At 60.2% G+C, this 15,648-nt stretch carries 12 protein-coding genes and 1 other annotated feature; of the genes, 8 read left to right on the top strand and 4 right to left on the bottom strand.

Translation table 11 applies throughout. The features are described from left to right. From NI20_RS14295 to NI20_RS0110390, 4 genes are all read right to left on the bottom strand, one after another. On the bottom strand, positions 1-539 hold a 539-nt coding region (locus NI20_RS14295; RefSeq protein ID WP_052084595.1), incomplete at its 3' end, for a DUF2812 domain-containing protein. 13 nt (positions 540-552) lie between these two features. Then, positions 553-1,191, bottom strand: coding sequence for a DUF2812 domain-containing protein (locus tag NI20_RS0110400; RefSeq protein WP_033121333.1), 639 nt, complete (start codon positions 1,189-1,191; stop codon positions 553-555). Positions 1,192-1,205: 14 nt separating this feature from the next. Continuing rightward, the gene (locus NI20_RS0110395) at positions 1,206-1,520 is read right to left on the bottom strand and encodes a PadR family transcriptional regulator (protein ID WP_033121332.1); all 315 of its coding nucleotides are present in this window, start codon (positions 1,518-1,520) and stop codon (positions 1,206-1,208) included. Between the two features lie 505 nt (positions 1,521-2,025). Continuing rightward, positions 2,026-3,687 (bottom strand): ribonuclease J, encoded by a 1,662-nt coding sequence (locus tag NI20_RS0110390; protein ID WP_033121331.1) that lies wholly within the window; start codon positions 3,685-3,687, stop codon positions 2,026-2,028. Positions 3,688-4,114: 427 nt separating this feature from the next. Between NI20_RS0110390 and NI20_RS0110385 the strand changes: the two genes are divergently transcribed. The 8 genes from NI20_RS0110385 to NI20_RS0110350 all read left to right on the top strand — a co-directional run bounded on the left by NI20_RS0110385 (position 4,115) and on the right by NI20_RS0110350 (position 15,634). Then, positions 4,115-6,106, top strand: a complete 1,992-nt coding sequence (locus tag NI20_RS0110385) for a DHH family phosphoesterase (protein WP_033121330.1) — start codon at positions 4,115-4,117, stop codon at positions 6,104-6,106. Positions 6,107-6,151: 45 nt separating this feature from the next. Beyond that, the gene (gene rplI / locus NI20_RS0110380; RefSeq protein ID WP_033121329.1) at positions 6,152-6,598 is read left to right on the top strand and encodes a 50S ribosomal protein L9; all 447 of its coding nucleotides are present in this window, start codon (positions 6,152-6,154) and stop codon (positions 6,596-6,598) included. 57 nt (positions 6,599-6,655) lie between these two features. Then, complete coding sequence (dnaB, locus tag NI20_RS0110375; protein WP_033121339.1) at positions 6,656-7,978, top strand: replicative DNA helicase; 1,323 nt, start codon at positions 6,656-6,658, stop codon at positions 7,976-7,978. Beyond that, positions 7,965-9,293, top strand: a complete 1,329-nt coding sequence (gene tilS, locus NI20_RS14290) for a tRNA lysidine(34) synthetase TilS (protein WP_052084594.1) — start codon at positions 7,965-7,967, stop codon at positions 9,291-9,293. Before dnaB ends, tilS begins: the two co-directional genes overlap by 14 nt. A gap of 79 nt (positions 9,294-9,372) precedes the next feature. After that, positions 9,373-9,927, top strand: coding sequence for a hypoxanthine phosphoribosyltransferase (hpt, locus tag NI20_RS0110365; RefSeq protein ID WP_242842981.1), 555 nt, complete (start codon positions 9,373-9,375; stop codon positions 9,925-9,927). 256 nt (positions 9,928-10,183) lie between these two features. Further along, complete coding sequence (gene ftsH / locus NI20_RS0110360; protein WP_052084593.1) at positions 10,184-12,037, top strand: ATP-dependent zinc metalloprotease FtsH; 1,854 nt, start codon at positions 10,184-10,186, stop codon at positions 12,035-12,037. Between the two features lie 169 nt (positions 12,038-12,206). Next, positions 12,207-13,613 carry a sodium-dependent transporter gene (locus tag NI20_RS0110355; protein WP_033121328.1) on the top strand — a complete coding sequence of 469 codons (1,407 nt, stop codon included), beginning with the start codon at positions 12,207-12,209 and terminating at the stop codon, positions 13,611-13,613. 190 nt (positions 13,614-13,803) lie between these two features. After that, positions 13,804-14,059, top strand: a binding site (T-box leader). Between the two features lie 63 nt (positions 14,060-14,122). After that, complete coding sequence (locus tag NI20_RS0110350) at positions 14,123-15,634, top strand: 2-isopropylmalate synthase (protein ID WP_033121327.1); 1,512 nt, start codon at positions 14,123-14,125, stop codon at positions 15,632-15,634. Positions 15,635-15,648 lie beyond the last annotated feature (14 nt).

Below are 15,648 nucleotides of genomic sequence, written 5' to 3'. Positions count from 1 at the left end.
CCGGCAATACCGCCCGCCAACAGTCCCGCCACGATCAGGACGGTCAGCACCATATATACAGGTGAATCAAGCTGCGTGTCCAGCCAGTTTGAAAAGCCGTACTGCGAGATCGCTTTGTAAGCATATTCCCCTCTCAGCAGTACCAGCACCAGCGCGCCGAGCATCATGTTTCTCGAGTGCGAGCGCCGCTTTTCCAGCGCCGCGATCTTGGAGTCCAAGTCAGAGTACAGCTCAAACGCGCCGGCCGCCGTCTTTTTGCGCAGGATCAGCACCTCGCCGTACTCGCCCACCAGCGCCGCGCCCGTCTCGCCGAGCGTGCGCAGATAGTCTTTCTTCTCGCCGTCGCGCGATTCGTAAAAGTATTGTACGCGGTAGATGTACTCGTCCTGTTCCCCGCGCACAAAGCGCAGCTCATCGCGCACGATCTCGCAGCACTGCCAGCCCTCGTGGGACATCTTGTTGAGATAGCGCTCCATCTCCTCCACCCGCTCGGGGCCAAACGGCGCTCTGCTCCACTTCTTCGTCATCGTCCCTGCCATTTCTGCTCTCCTTTCACTCGCAGATGCACTGCTCGTCTTTGATCTTCTTCCACTTTTTGTGCGTGCGCACGGCTGCGCTCGCGCCCCATACGGCGAGGGCGAGCCACGAAAGGCCGAGCACTGCCTCCAGCGCGATCCGCGGCATCCAGGCCGCCACAACGCTCGGCCCGCCCGCGGCGATCAGCTCGGCATAGAGCTCTTCATAAATTTGCGCCGCGTACAGATACTCCCACGCAGTATAAAATTGCATCGCCGCGCCGAGCGCGCACAGCGCCGCCGCAAAAATCTGCGCGCTGCGCACGCACCTTGCCTCCTGCGCCTGCGACGCAAGGTCGGAAAACATCTCCTCCGGCCTGCCGTCGTCCACCCAGCGGAAGTACGCGCGGTGCAGAAAGCAGCCAAGATAGGTGACGCCCAGCCCCTCCACGCCCGCAATATAGGCCCTGCCCTGCTCCGTCCACGGGAAGTCCTTCATCACCTGCACATAGTAGCGGTAATCCGTGCCGTCGCCGCGCGTAAAGTGGAAAAACAGCCCGCCGACGTGCGCCAGTTCCCACCCGCGCTTGCGGTGCCATGCGAGCCAGCGCTGAAAATGCGCGTTGTCAAACAGCAGATACCAGATCCACCAGAGGCAGAATTTTTGTTTCAGCATTGTGCGACCTCCTCTCAGTTCCATTCGTTTGTCAGCTTGTCGCCGTTCTGCGTCAGCTCATGCAGTCTGCGCAGCTCTGCGCGCACGGCCTCGCGGCCCGCGGGCGTGATCTGATATTCCTTCTTGCGCCCCTCGCTCTCGTCGCCGAGCGACACGATCCAGCCGCGCTCGGTCAGCGTCGCGAGCGCGCCGTAGAGCGTGCCTGCGGCAAGCCGCACACGCCCGCCGCTCAAGCTTTCTACATTCTGCATGATGCCGTAGCCGTGCAGCGGCGCGTCGAGCGAGAGCAGGATATAAAAGACCGCTTCGGTCAGTGCCGTCGTTCCCATGTGGTATCCTTCTTTCCTCGGCCCCCGTTATAACGGAAACCGATATATCGTCTACCGATAAAGTATCATATCATTCGTATCCCGTCAACTGAAAAAACGGAATGCCCTCCCTGCCATCGCCCAAAGTTTTCCGCAAATACAAAAAGGCAGGGAACGCTCTCGCATTCCCTGCCAAAATAACTTATTCCGCCGCCCACAGGCGGCCAAAAGCGTCGCAAACTTTCGCGTCCGCAGACGCGAAATAAATTTGAATCGTTTTTTCTGACGTCACCGTCGTGGCATTACGACTCCCGCGCCCTTTCGGGCGCGCCAATCGTGCCACTTCCTCGAAACCGGCTCGCTTCATCCGCCACTGGCGGCGCTTCGCCGATTTCCATGTGCGTGACAATTTACACTTTTCAGGCCGCAAGTGTGGAAAACGCCCGCCAATGGCGGGCGTTTTATGCGCGCAGCGGCCTGCAAGCCCCCAATTAAAACAAAGGAGCGGCAAAGCCGCTCCTTTGTTTTAAAGTTTCGTGATAACCGGTAAAACCATCGGGCTTCTCTTCGTCGCCTTAAAAAGATAGTTGCTCACCGCGCTGCGGATCGCGCCCTTGAGTTCGTTCAGGTCGCGCCCGCGCTTGCCGCGGTAGGCCTCCGCCGTGGACATCGTGAGGTTTCTGAGGTCCTGCAGCAGCTCCTCGGAATCCTTGACGTAGATGAAGCCGCGCGTGATGATCTCCGGCTCGGCCAGAAGGTCGCCGTTCTGCGCGGAGATGGGCAGCACGACGACGACCATGCCGTCCTCGGCGAGATGCTTGCGGTCGCGCAGCACGACCGCGCCGACGTCGCCGACGCCGTAGCCGTCGACAAACACCTCGCCCGCGGGCGCATAACCGGGCACGCACTTCATCGAGCGCGCGCCGATCTCGACGGCGTCGCCGTTGTCGCAAATCACAATATTCTTGCGGTCCATGCCCATCTGGAGAGCGAGATCCTTGTGCAGCTGGAGCATGCGCTGCTCGCCGTGCACGGGGATGAAATACTTGGGCTTTGTCAGCGCGTGGATGATCTTGAGCTCCTCCTGGCACGCATGGCCCGAAACGTGCAGCATGTCCGCGCGGTCGTAGATGACCTCAACGCCCTTGCGGAAGAGCTCGTTGATGACACGCGAGACGGTGTTCTCGTTGCCGGGGATGGCGCTCGCCGAGATGATGACGCGGTCGCCGGGGCCGACCTCGATCTGCTTGTGCTGGGAAAATGCCATCCGGTACAGGGCGGACATCTCCTCGCCCTGCGAGCCGGTGGTGACGATGACCTGCTTTTCCAGCGGCATCGACTTGATCTTGTTGATGTCGACCACGGTGTTTTTCGGCGGCTTCATGTAGCCGAGGTCCATGGCGACCTTTGTCACGTTTTCCATGCTGCGGCCCGTGACGGCGACCTTGCGCCCGCACTCCGCCGCGGCGTCCATGATCTGCTGAATGCGGTGGACGTTGGAGGCGAACGTCGTGACGATGATGCGCTGCTTGCAGCTCTGGAACAGGCGGTTGAAGGTCCTGCCCACCGTGCGCTCGCTCATCGTGTAGCCTGGGCGCTCAACGTTCGTCGAATCCGCGAGCAGCGCCAAAACGCCCTGCTTGCCAAGCTCGCCGAAGCGGGCAAGGTCGATGACCTCGCCGTCGATGGGCGTCGAGTCGATCTTGAAGTCGCCCGTGTGGACAACGGTGCCAAGTCCTGTGTGGATGGCAAACGCGACAGAGTCCGCGATGGAGTGGTTCACGTGGATGAACTCCACGCTGAACTTGCCGGCCTTGACGGTCATGCCGCTTTCCACTGTGACGATCTTCGTCGATTTGAGAAGGCCGTGCTCTTCGAGCTTTAAGCGGATGAGGCCCGCGGTCAGGCGCGTGCAGTAGATGGGAATATTCACCTTTTTGAGGATGTAGGGCACGGCGCCGATGTGGTCCTCGTGCCCGTGGGTGATGAACATGCCGCGGATGCGGTTCTTGTGCTTGACAAGATAGCTCACGTCGGGGATGACGCAGTCGATGCCGTACATGTCGTCGCCGGGGAAGGCCATGCCGCAGTCGACCACGATGATCTCGCCGCCGTATTCGTAAACGGTCATATTCTTGCCGATCTCATTGAGACCGCCGAGGGGGATGATTTTTAACTGTTCAGCCAATGCTGGATCAACTCCTTTTGATTCGTTTCACAATAGAATAACGATAGATTTGTTTTGATTTTGTCATGTGCGTCCGGGCCAAAAAGCGCAAAGCATTGGAGACGTCCGTACTCTCACTTCGCCCTGCTTCACGAAGCGATCGCACCTGCGGCGCCTTTTGGATCCCTATGGACTTTCTATGAGAACCGCGAAAATGCGGTCAAAACCCGTTGTCGCGGAGGCTCTTGCGCGTATTTTTCCAGCGCGGCCATCCGCTATTACGGGATAGTATAGCACGTTTTCCACCAAAAGTATACCACATTTTTTGTCGACGCCGAAAAATAAAATATTGATATTGTATCCGCCCGCCCCGCCGTGTTATAATGAAATGGATTATTCCCGCGGTTTGCCGCAGTAATGTCGATCATAACGGGAGGGCAGCTTCATTATGCGGAACAAAAAGATCAGCAAACTGGTAGACCCCAGCTTCCGGCTCTACTTTCTTGTCGGCTTTCTCTTTGCCGCCGTCACGGTGCGCGTGAGCATCCCGCTCGCGATCTGTGAGGCTGCGGCGATGGCGTTTCTCTGGTGGTACTTCCGCCACACGGCGCAGAAGCGCCGCGAGGGCATCCGCCAGTACATCGACGACGTGACCGACGACATGACCACCGCCGACAAGGCCTCGATGCTCTCGGCCCCGTTCGCGATGATGGTCTTCCGCCCCGACACGCAGGAGATCCTATGGAGCAATGACAGCTTCATGCAGCTCACTGGCGTGCGCGAGGATATCTTTGACAACCGCATCGACGATATTCTCCCCGATTTTCCGACACACTGGCTGCTCGAGGGTAAAAGCGAGTGCCCCGAAACGGTGGTGATGGGCGGGCGCCACTTCCGCGTGTTCGGCAATCTGAGCCATCCCTCCTCCCGCCGCGGCGGACAGAGCCTTCTTGCCACAACGTACTGGACGGACGTGACCGAGCAGGACTCGCTGCGCGAGGAGAACGAGAGCCGCCGCCCCATCGTCTCGGTCATCGTGATCGACAACTACGAAGAGCTGATGAAGGCTGGCAGCGAGGCGTCGCGCAGCGCGGTGCTCGCTGCCATCGACGAAAAGATCAGCACATGGCTCAAGGATTCGCACAGCCTGCTGCGCAAATTCGATCGTAACCGCTACGTGCTCGTCACGACCGAGCAGGAGTATCAAAAGCTGCTTGAGGGTAAATTCTCCGTGCTCGACGCGGTGCGAAGCGTCGTCACTGAGGACGGCGTCGCCGCAACGCTCTCGATCGGCGTGGGCAAGGACGTGGATGACTACGAAACGCTCTATCAGAACGCCATGCTCTCGATCGAAATGGCGCTCTCGCGCGGCGGCGACCAGGTCGTCGTGCGCAACCGCCTTGACTTTGAATTCTACGGCGGCAAGGCCAAGTCCCCCGAAAAGCGCACGAAGGTCAAATCCCGCGTGATGGCCAACGCCCTCGGCGAGCTCATTTCCGACGCAGGCCAGATCTTCGTCATGGGCCACGCGCACGCGGACATGGATGTGGTCGGCGCAGCGGCCGGCATCTGCTGCATCGCGCGCAAGCGCGGCAAAAAGGCGCAGATCGTCATCGACATGGAGGACAACGTCGCAAAGCCGCTGCTCAGTAAGCTTGCGGCTCTTCCGGAATACAAGGACGCCTTTATCTCCGGCAACGACGCGTTCATCTCCGCCCAGCCGGGCGCGCTGCTCGTCGTGGTGGACACGAACCGCCCCGACCTTGTCGAATCCGAGCAGCTGCTTGATGCGTGCAACCGCGTGGCGGTCATCGACCACCATAGAAGAGCCGCGAATTATATTGAATCCGCCGCGCTCAACTTCCACGAGCCCTACGCCTCGAGCGCGTCCGAGCTCGTGACGGAGCTTTTGCAATACCTCGCCGACCCGACCGATTTACTTCGCGCGGAGTCCGAGGCGCTGCTCGCGGGCATCGTGCTCGACACGAAGAACTTCACGATGCGCACCGGCGGGCGCACGTTTGAGGCCGCCGCGTTCCTGCGCCGCGCGGGCGCGGACACGTCGGATGTACAGCGACTCTTCCAGAGCGACCTTGCCGGCATGGTCGAGCGCTATGACATCATCCGTCACGCCGAGCTCGTGCACGGCGACATCGCCGTGGCCGCGGTTGAAAAGGAGATCGACCGCGTGACCGCCGCCAAGGCGGCCGACGAGCTTCTGACGCTCTCGGGCATTCACGCCTCGTTCGTGCTGTTCAAGAACGGCACGGGCGTGAACCTGTCCGCGCGCTCGCTTGGCGAGATCAACGTGCAGTTCATCATGGAAAAGCTCGGCGGCGGCGGCAATTCCACCACCGCAGGCGGCCAGGTAAACGACGCCACCGTGGACGAGGTGCGCGAGCGTCTGCTCGCCGCCATCGACGAATATATGGAAGAGTGACGCTCTTCCCCACAACGTAAATCACCCCACAAGGAGGAAACAGATATGAAAGTCATTTTAACGCAGGATGTGAGAGGTCAGGGCAAAAAGGGCCAGCTCATCGACGCAGCCGAGGGCTATGCAAGAAACTTCCTGCTGCCCCGCAAGCTCGCCGTGCTCGCCACGGCTGACGCCATCAACACCATGAACCTGAAGGAAAAGGCCCGCCGCGCCGAGGAGGCCGCGAACCGTCAGGCCGCCGTCGAAATGGGCGGCAAGCTCAAGAACGTGACCGTCAAGCTCACGGCCAAGGGCGGCAAGGAGGGCAAGCTCTTCGGTGCTATCACGAGCAAGGAAATTTCCGAAGGCCTTGCGAGCCAGTTCCAGCTCGACGTGCCCAAGCAGAAGATCGTGCTCGACGAGCCCATCAAGGCCTTCGGCACCTACGAGGTCAAGGCCAAGCTCGGCTACGAAGTGAGCGCCAGGTTCTCAGTCAGCGTGAGCGAGGAGTAAGGCGCAAGATTACGTAATTAAGGAGGTCTTCTCGTGGAAGATATCTTCTACCGGCAGATGCCTCATTCGCTCGAGGCCGAGCAGTCCGTGCTCGGCTCGATGCTCATCGACGCAAACTGCGTCAAGGACGTGATGGAGCAGCTCCGTCCCGATGATTTTTACTTAAAGCAGAACCGCGAGATCTTCGAGACGATCTACTCCATGTTCGTCTACTCCAAGCCCATCGACGGCGTGACCGTCGCGGGCGAGATGGAGAAAAACGGCACCTATGAGGAAAGCACGACGCGCCCGTACCTCGCCCAACTGATGGACGTGACGCCCACGAGCGCAAACGTGATGGAATACGTCGGCATCGTACGCGACAAGGCGCTGCTGCGCGCGCTCTATACCGTGGCGGGGGAAATTTCCACCATGGTGCAGGACGGCACAGGCGGCGCTGCCAGCGTGCTCGACGCGGCGGAGCAGAAAATTTACGCCGTGCGCCGCGGGCGCAGCGCGCAGAGCATGGCGAGCATCGGGGTTGTTTTGCAGGGCGTTCTCGACCATTTGAGCGAGCTGAGCGCTAACGGCGGCAAAACGCTGCCCGGCCTTCCCACGGGCTTTGGCGTACTGGACGACAAAATGAATGGCCTCAACAAATCGGACCTTGTGCTGCTGGCCGCGCGTCCCGGTATGGGTAAAACGAGTATGGCGCTGAACCTTGCGCTGAACGTCGCGCGCTCAAGCGGGCAGGCAGTGGCCGTGTTCTCGCTCGAAATGTCGCGCGAGCAGCTCGTGACGCGTATCTTATCGAATCAGGCGACGGTCGAGAACCAGCGTCTCGTGACGGGCAACCTGCGTGAGCAGGACTGGGTCAACATCGCAAACGCCGCATCTGTCCTCTCGGGGCTTGACATTCTCATTGACGACAATCCGCTGCTCACCGTTGCGGACATGAACGCCAAGTGCCGCCGCATCGACAATTTAGGGCTCGTCGTCATCGACTACTTGCAGCTGATGGCGTCCTCCGGCACGAAGGGCTACAGCGGCGAGAGCCGCCAGCAGGTGGTCAGCGATATTTCCCGTATGCTCAAGATCATGGCAAAGGAGCTGCAAGTCCCCGTGCTGTGCCTCTCCCAGCTCTCGCGTGCGAACGAAAAGCGCGAGGATAAGCGCCCCATGCTCTCCGACCTTCGTGAATCGGGTGCCATCGAGCAGGACGCGGATATCGTCATGTTCCTGTACCGCGACGATTATTACAACGAGGACTCGGAAAAGCGCAACATCGCCGAGTGCATCATCGCCAAGAACCGCCACGGCGAAACCGGCAAGGTCGAGCTCGCCTGGTCGCCGCAGTATACGACGTTCTCGTCGCTCGACTACCGGCATGAAGAGGACTGAGCTGCCGCGCGCGGAAGCACTCTGCGCGCGCTATCTCGACAAGAACCGGCCCGTGCTCGCCGCCGTGTCCGGTGGTTTGGACTCGATGTGTTTACTGCATTTTCTGCGCGGGGAGGGGTATGACGTCTCCTGTGCGCACTTCAACCACCAGCTTCGTGGCGAAGAGGCTGCGCGTGACGAAGACTTCGTCCGCGCGTGGTGCGAAAAAGAGGACATTCCATTCTATCTGGGCACCGGTGACGTGCGCGCCTACGCGCGCGCAACCGGCAAATCGGAAGAAGAAGCGGCGCGCGACCTGCGCTACGCCTTTCTCCGTGAAACAGCGCAAATGCTCGGCGCCCAGATCGCGCTGGCACACCATGCGGACGACAACGCGGAAACGGTGCTCTTAAACTTCGTCCGCGGGGCGGATCTGCGCGGCCTGTGTGGTATGCGGCCCAAGCAGGGCGACATTGTCCGCCCGTTTTTGGAGCAGACGCGAGAAGAGCTCGTCACCTATGCGCGCGCTCACAACATCCCGCATGTCGAGGATCACACGAACGCGGACCCGCACGCCGCCGCACGGAACTACCTGCGGCTTGAAATTCTGCCGCGGCTCAGGGAGCTCAATCCCCGCGCGCCTCAGCATATCGCCACAACGGCGCGTTCATTGACTGCGCTCGACGATGCGCTTGAGCAGGCGGCGGAAGCCGCACTTTCCCATGCAAAAGCGCAGGACGGTGGTATTTCGCTGTCGCTGGACTGCTTTCTTGCCGCCGATGAAGTCGTGCAGCCACGTATCCTGCTGCACTTGGCCGACGCGCTCGGCCTCGGGCGCAAGGACATCGGGCGCAAGCAGCTCGACGCGATCTGCGCCCTTGCGCAGAGAGGCGGCAGCGCCGAGCGGCGCTATACGCTGCCGCAGGGCGCGCTTGTCCGCATCGCGGACGGCGCGCTGACGATGGCGTTCTCCCCCGCCGCGCTGCCAAAGGCGGCGCTTGTGGAAAACGTTCCCCTCCCATGGGGCAATTTCGAGCTGACGCTGCTGCATAAGCCCGACGGCGAGGGCATTTCGCTCCGCGTGCCGGAAGACGGTGAGATCATCACCGTCGCCCCGTGCGACCTGAACGCGCGCTTAATGCTACAAGGCGCGAACGGCGCGCGCAGCGTCAAGCGGCTGTGCGTCGACCGAAAGCTCTCCCTCACCGAGCGCGACGCGCTCCCCGCCCTTTATGTGGGCGGCCGGCTTGCCGCCGTGTGGCGGCTGGGGACGGACGTCACTTTCCTGCCGAAAGGCGGGAACATGGCGTGCTTCGTGCGCGTCGTCCCCCGATAACGCCAATTTGTGCGACCTGCGGCGGAATGCCGCATCAGATACAACAAATACGAATAAAAAGAAAGTGGAGAAAAAAGCTATGGCTAAGAGCAATATGGATCAGGACATCCTGAAGGTACTGTATTCCGAAGAGCAGCTCAAAACGCGCGTGCAGGAGATGGGCGACGAGCTCTACGAGCGCCTCAAGGGCAAAAATCCCCTGTTTCTCGGCGTGCTGAAGGGTTCTTTTATCTTCATGGCCGACATCGTGCGCGCCTGCCAGCTCAAGAGCGACATTGAATTCATCGCCGTCTCGTCCTATCAGAACGCGACGACCTCGTCCGGCGTCGTGCAGATCACGCGCGATCTCCAGCAGGACATCACGGGCCGCGATATCGTCGTCATCGAGGACATTCTCGACTCCGGCAACACGCTCTACTTCCTCAAGAATTACTTTATGACCAAGGGCGCTTCCAGCGTGACCGTCGTGACGCTGCTCGACAAGCCCGCCCGCCGCACCAAGCCCATCGCCGCCGACCTCGCAGGCTTCGAAGTGCCCGACGAATTCGTCGTCGGCTACGGCCTCGACTACGCCCAGAAGTACCGCAATATGCCGTACATCGGCGTGCTCAAGCCCGAGGTTTACGCCAACTGATTCAAAAAACAGCAAACGCTGTTTTTTGAGAAGGCTGCACTCCGCTGCAGCGCACTCGCTATCGCTCGCACGTTTGCGGAGCGAGCGGTGTTATTTCCGACGCACTTGTCGTCGGAAATAACGATCTCACATTTTTTCACGCCTGCGGGCGTCTGGACAGCCGTTAGCAGCTCTGCTGCTCTACGGATGTCGCGTGCCCCTTGCGGGCAGAAACTCTGCGAGGCTTTTATCTTTGCAGTGCAAGGAGGATATCCCATTGACTCAACAGACCAAGCGTCCCAATCTTTTGCCGTATCTGCTGGTGCTGCTGGTGCTTGTCGGCGTCTACGGCTTTATGAACAAGCCGGTGGAGGCCGAACCGTCGTATGCCGAGGTACGCGAGCTGTTCGAATCCGAGCAGGTCTCGGCCTTCACGGTGACGGACACCACGCTGCGCATGAAGCTGCGCGAGCCCATCGACGGCAAAACGGAGCTCAAAAAGGACCTTTTCAGCGTGACGCTCTTCTATGACGACTTAGGCGAGCTCATCGAGCAGCAGAAGGCCGACGGCATCATCGAGGACTACGACTTCACCGCCGACCACTCGATCAACTATGTCGCGATGTTCGCGCCTTATATTTTAGCGGTGCTCGGCATTTTCGCCATCTGGTACTTCCTCTCCGTCCGCTCCGCGGGCGGAGGCGGCGGCGACCGCATGGCGAAGTTCGGCACGGCGTCGTTCAAGACCGGCGGAGACAACAAGCGCCCCACGACGTTCTCTGACGTCGCCGGTGCGGATGAGGAAAAAGAGGAATTGCAGGAGATCGTCGACTTTTTGAAAGCGCCGGGCAAGTTCATCGACCTCGGCGCGCGCATCCCCAAGGGTGTGCTGCTTGTCGGCCCTCCGGGCACGGGCAAGACGCTGCTAGCCCGCGCGGTCGCGGGCGAGGCGGGCGTGCAGTTTTTGTCGATCTCCGGCTCTGATTTTGTCGAAATGTATGTCGGCGTCGGCGCGAGCCGCGTGCGCGACCTCTTCGAACAGGCGAAAAAGGTCGCCCCCGCGATCATCTTCATCGACGAGATCGACGCCGTGGGCCGTCAGCGCGGCACGGGCCTCGGCGGCGGCCACGACGAGCGCGAGCAGACGCTCAACCAGCTGCTCGTTGAAATGGACGGCTTCGGTACGAATCAGGGCGTCGTCGTCATGGCGGCGACGAACCGCGCCGACATCCTCGACCCCGCGCTGCTGCGCCCGGGCCGCTTCGACCGTCAGGTCTACGTGGGGCTTCCCGACATCCGCGGCCGCGAGGAAATTTTAAAGATCCACGTCAAGAATAAGCCCCTTGCCGAGGATGTGGACCTCTCCACCGTCGCCAAGGGAACGCCCGGCTTCACGGGCGCGGACCTCGAGAACCTCTCGAACGAGGCGGCGCTGCTCGCCGCGCGCCGCGGCAGCAAGCTCATCACGATGTCCGACTTCTCCGAGGCGGAGATCAAGGTCATCGCAGGTCCCGAGAAGAAGAGCCGCGTCGTCAGCGAGCACGAGCGCAAGCTGACCGCCTATCACGAGGCCGGTCACGCCATCGTGATGCACGCGCTGCCGACGCACGACCCTGTGCACCAGATCACGATCGTTCCGCGCGGCGGCGCGGGCGGCATGACGATCTCGCTGCCCACGGAGGACCGCTCGTACCAGTCCAAGCGCTATATGGAAGAGCAGATCGTCTCGCTGCTCGGCGGACGCGTGGCGGAGAAGCTGATGCTCGGCGACATTTCGACCGGCGCGTCGAACGACATCCAGCGCGCCTCGCAGATCGCGCGCAAGATGGTCTCGGTGTACGGCATGAGCGACAGGCTTGGCTCGATCTCGTTTGAATCCGGCCACGATGAAATTTTCATCGGCCGCTCGATGGCGCAGGCCAAGCCGTATTCCGAGCAGGTCGCCGCACAGATCGACGAGGAGGTCAAGTCCATCGTCGACGCTGCCTACGAGCGCTGCGAGGACATCCTCTCGCGCGATCAGAAGCACCTCATCGCCGTGGCGGAATTCCTGCTTGCGCACGAGACGATGAGCGCTGAGGAATTCGAGGCCGTCTTCACCGACGAAGCCGCCGGCCATGACAAAATCTAATCCTGCCATGAATAAAATATCTCATCAGCAAGCCGCTGGTGAGATATTTTTTCACATTTTCGCAAGAATTCCTGCATTTTCAGTGCTTTTCCTCTTGCCAATTCGGTTTCTTCTGCTATAATGGGGCATTAATCATTCCATTTACATGAAAGAAAAGAGAGAATCGAACATGAAAAAAAGCAGTAGTTTCAGCGGTTCGCTCGGCTTTGTGCTGGCTGCGGCGGGCAGCGCGGTGGGCGTCGGCAATATCTGGCGCTTCCCCTATCTCTGTGCCAAGGACGGCGGCGGACTGTTCCTGCTCGTCTATCTGGTACTGGTGCTGACATTCGGCTTCACCCTGCTGACGACTGACGTAGCCATTGGCCGCCGCACGAAGCAGAACGCCCTCAATGCCTTTGCAACACTCAACAAGAAGTGGAAGTTTTTGGGTTACCTCACCTTCCTCGTCCCCACGCTCATCATGACGTATTACTCCGTCATCGGCGGCTGGATCACGAAGTATTTTACCCTCTACCTCGTCTCAAGCGGCGATGCCGCCGCGCAGGACGGGTTCTTCACCTCGTTCATCACCTCCCCCGTCTCGCCCATCGTCTTCATGCTGATCTTTTTGGTGCTGACGGCGTGGGTCGTGTACTGCGGCGTTGAAAAGGGCATTGAAAAATACTCCCGCTACATCATGCCGGGTCTGCTCCTTCTCATCATCGGCATCGCCATCTTCTCGCTCACGCTCTCTTACACCGACGAGAGCGGCATGACGCGCACGGGTATTGAAGGATTGCTCGTCTACATTAAGCCCGACTTCACGTGCCTGACCGTCCAGCGCTTTTTGAACATCGCGCTCGACGCGATGAGTCAGCTCTTCTTCTCGCTCAGTGTCAGCATGGGCATCATGATCACCTACGGCAGCTACGTCAAGGACGACGTCGACCTCAACAAGGCCAACAACCAGATCGAAATTTTCGACACGGGCGTCGCGTTCCTCGCGGGCCTCATGATCATCCCCGCCGTCTATGTCTTTCTCGGCACCGACGGCATGGCCAGCGGCCCGAGCCTGACGTTCATCAGCCTGCCGAAGGTCTTCGCCGCGATGGGCGGCGTGGGCCGCGTCATCGGCGCGGTGTTCTTCCTCGCGCTCGGCTTCGCCGCGCTGACGAGCTGCGTGTCCGTCATGGAGACGCTCGTCGCCAACTGCATGGAGATTTTCCACAAGTCGCGCAGGGAGATGTGCGCCGCCGTGGGCGTCTACTCGCTCGTCACCGCCGTGCTCATCTGCCTTGGCTACAACGCGCTCTACTTCGAGCTTCCGCTGCCCAACGGCTCGGCCGCGCAGCTGCTCGACGTGATGGACTACATCAGCAACAGCTTCCTGATGCCGTTTATCAGCCTGCTCACGAGCATTTTGGTCGGCTGGGTCGTGGGTCCGAAATGGATTATTGCCGAGGTCGAGAAAAACGGCGAACACTTCGGCCGCGCCAAGCTCTACAGCGTGATGATGAAGTATGTCGTGCCCGTTGTCATGCTCATTCTGTTTTTGACCTCCACGGGGCTCGGCAGCCTGATCTTCGGCGGCAGGTAAGAAATTTTGGCAAAAAAGGGAACGCTTGCGCGTTCCCTTTTCTTTTGCTCTCCCGCCTTTTTCTCCGTTCAACGTGCGCAAAATATGTTTTTCCGCCGCGCGGTTTTTTGTCAAAAGTGCAAATTTCTTTTTCCCTGCTTGACAAAGCGGGGGCGGGCGATTATAGTGGCATCATTAAATCTCATAGTTCACAAATACCGTGACGGGGAAAAATTCGTCCTACAGACGCTTCAGAGAGTTGCCGGTCGCTGCGAGGCAATGCAGAGCGGGATGATGTCACTGGCCCCTGAGTAGCTCCGCTGAGACGATTTTCGTTTAGGCGCAGCCGGATCTCCTCACCGTTACCAACGAGGCGCATTCGCTTGATTTTAAGCCGATGCAGAAAGCGGGCATATTTTATGCCAACAAGAGTGGTACCGCGGAAGTTTTGAGCTTTCGTCTCTTCAAGGGAAGAGACGGAGGCTTTTTTTGTTGCTATGCGAGAGAAAAAAGAGCAGGAGGAACACCCCATGAAACGCATTAAAATTTTTGACACGACCCTGAGAGACGGCGAGCAGTCCCCCGGCTGCAGCATGAATCTGACGGAAAAAATCGAAATGGCCCGCCAGCTTGAAAAGCTGGGCGTCGACGTGATCGAGGCGGGCTTCGCCATCGCGTCTCCCATGGACCACAAGAGCGTGCAGGCCATCGCCGCCGCGGTGACGAACTGCACGCTCGCCTCGCTCGCGCGCTGCGCCAAGGGCGATATCGACGCGGCGTGGGACGCCGTGAAGGAGGCCAACCACCCCCGCATCCATGTCTTCCTTGCGACGAGCGACATCCACATGGAGTACAAGCTCAAGATGACGCGCGAGCAGGTCATCGACCGCATCCGCGAGATGGTCGCCTACGCCAAGAGCTATTGCGATGACATCGAGTTTTCCGCCGAGGACGCCTCCCGCTCCGACTGGGCATTTCTGGCCCATTGCTACTCCACTGCCGTCGCCGCGGGCGCGACGACACTGAATGTGCCCGACACCGTCGGCTACTCCACGCCGCAGGAGATGTATAACCTCATCACCTACCTGCGTGAAAACATCGAGGGCGTCGAGCACGTCGACATCTCCGTCCACTGCCACAACGACCTCGGCATGGCGGTGGCGAATTCGCTCGAATGCGTCCGCGCGGGCGCGACGCAGGTCGAATGCACGGTCAACGGCATCGGCGAGCGCGCGGGCAACGCGAGCCTTGAAGAGATCGTCATGGCGCTGCGCACGAGAAAGGACTTCTACGACGCCGAGACCGGCGTGAACACCAAGCAGATCTACCGCTCGAGCAAGCTGCTGAGCAACATCACGGGCGTGCCCATCCCGCCGAGCAAGGCCATCGTCGGCGCGAACGCCTTCGCGCACGAGTCGGGCATCCATCAGCACGGCGTCATTGCCAATGCAAGAACATACGAGATCATGAACTCCACCGACGTCGGCATCCCGCAGAACACGATGGTGCTCGGCAAGCACTCCGGCAAGCACGCGCTGCGTGAAAAGCTCGAATCCATGGGCTACGAATTGAGCGACGAGGAGCTTGAAAGTGTGTTCACCCGCTTCAAGGATCTCGCCGACAAGAAAAAGAACATCACGAGCAGCGACATTGAGGCGCTCGTGCTCCACCGCCAGGCCGCGGTGCAGGGCAGCTGCCAGCTCGTGAGTCATGTGGTCAACACGGGCCACGGCGTGCCGAACATCTCGTGCATCAAGCTCCAGCGCGGCGACGAGCAGGTCGAAGATGTCGCCATCGGCACAGGCCCGCTGGACGCCTCGTTCAAGGCCATCAACCGCATGCTCCAAATGGACGTGAAGCTCGAGAGCTTCAGCCTGAACGCCGTCACGGACGGCGAGGACGCCATCGGCGAGGCCGTGGTCAAGGTCTCCGGCCCCGACGGGCGCTCGTACACCGGCTCGGGCCTCTCGACCGATATCATCGAATCGTCGATCCGCGCCTACGTCAACGGCATCAACAAGATTATGGAATCCGGCAACTGAAAGGAGAAACGCGA

The organism is Oscillibacter sp. ER4, from assembly GCF_000765235.1.
Lineage (GTDB): Bacteria > Bacillota > Clostridia > Oscillospirales > Oscillospiraceae > Hominicoprocola > Hominicoprocola fusiformis.
The sequence above is the reverse complement of the archived record's forward strand: the minus strand, read 5'-3'. Positions and strand labels throughout refer to the sequence as shown.

What these genes read in the sequence shown, in the direction of transcription:
- NI20_RS0110400 (WP_033121333.1), bottom strand. Translation starts at nt 1,191, where the DNA reads ATGCTGAAACAAAAATTCTGCCTCTGGTGGATCTGGTATCTGCTGTTT.
- NI20_RS0110395 (WP_033121332.1), bottom strand. Translation starts at nt 1,520, where the DNA reads ATGGGAACGACGGCACTGACCGAAGCGGTCTTTTATATCCTGCTCTCG.
- NI20_RS0110385 (WP_033121330.1), top strand. Translation starts at nt 4,115, where the DNA reads ATGCGGAACAAAAAGATCAGCAAACTGGTAGACCCCAGCTTCCGGCTC.
- rplI (WP_033121329.1), top strand. Translation starts at nt 6,152, where the DNA reads ATGAAAGTCATTTTAACGCAGGATGTGAGAGGTCAGGGCAAAAAGGGC.
- dnaB (WP_033121339.1), top strand. Translation starts at nt 6,656, where the DNA reads ATGCCTCATTCGCTCGAGGCCGAGCAGTCCGTGCTCGGCTCGATGCTC.
- tilS (WP_052084594.1), top strand. Translation starts at nt 7,965, where the DNA reads ATGAAGAGGACTGAGCTGCCGCGCGCGGAAGCACTCTGCGCGCGCTAT.
- hpt (WP_242842981.1), top strand. Translation starts at nt 9,373, where the DNA reads ATGGCTAAGAGCAATATGGATCAGGACATCCTGAAGGTACTGTATTCC.
- NI20_RS0110355 (WP_033121328.1), top strand. Translation starts at nt 12,207, where the DNA reads ATGAAAAAAAGCAGTAGTTTCAGCGGTTCGCTCGGCTTTGTGCTGGCT.
- NI20_RS0110350 (WP_033121327.1), top strand. Translation starts at nt 14,123, where the DNA reads ATGAAACGCATTAAAATTTTTGACACGACCCTGAGAGACGGCGAGCAG.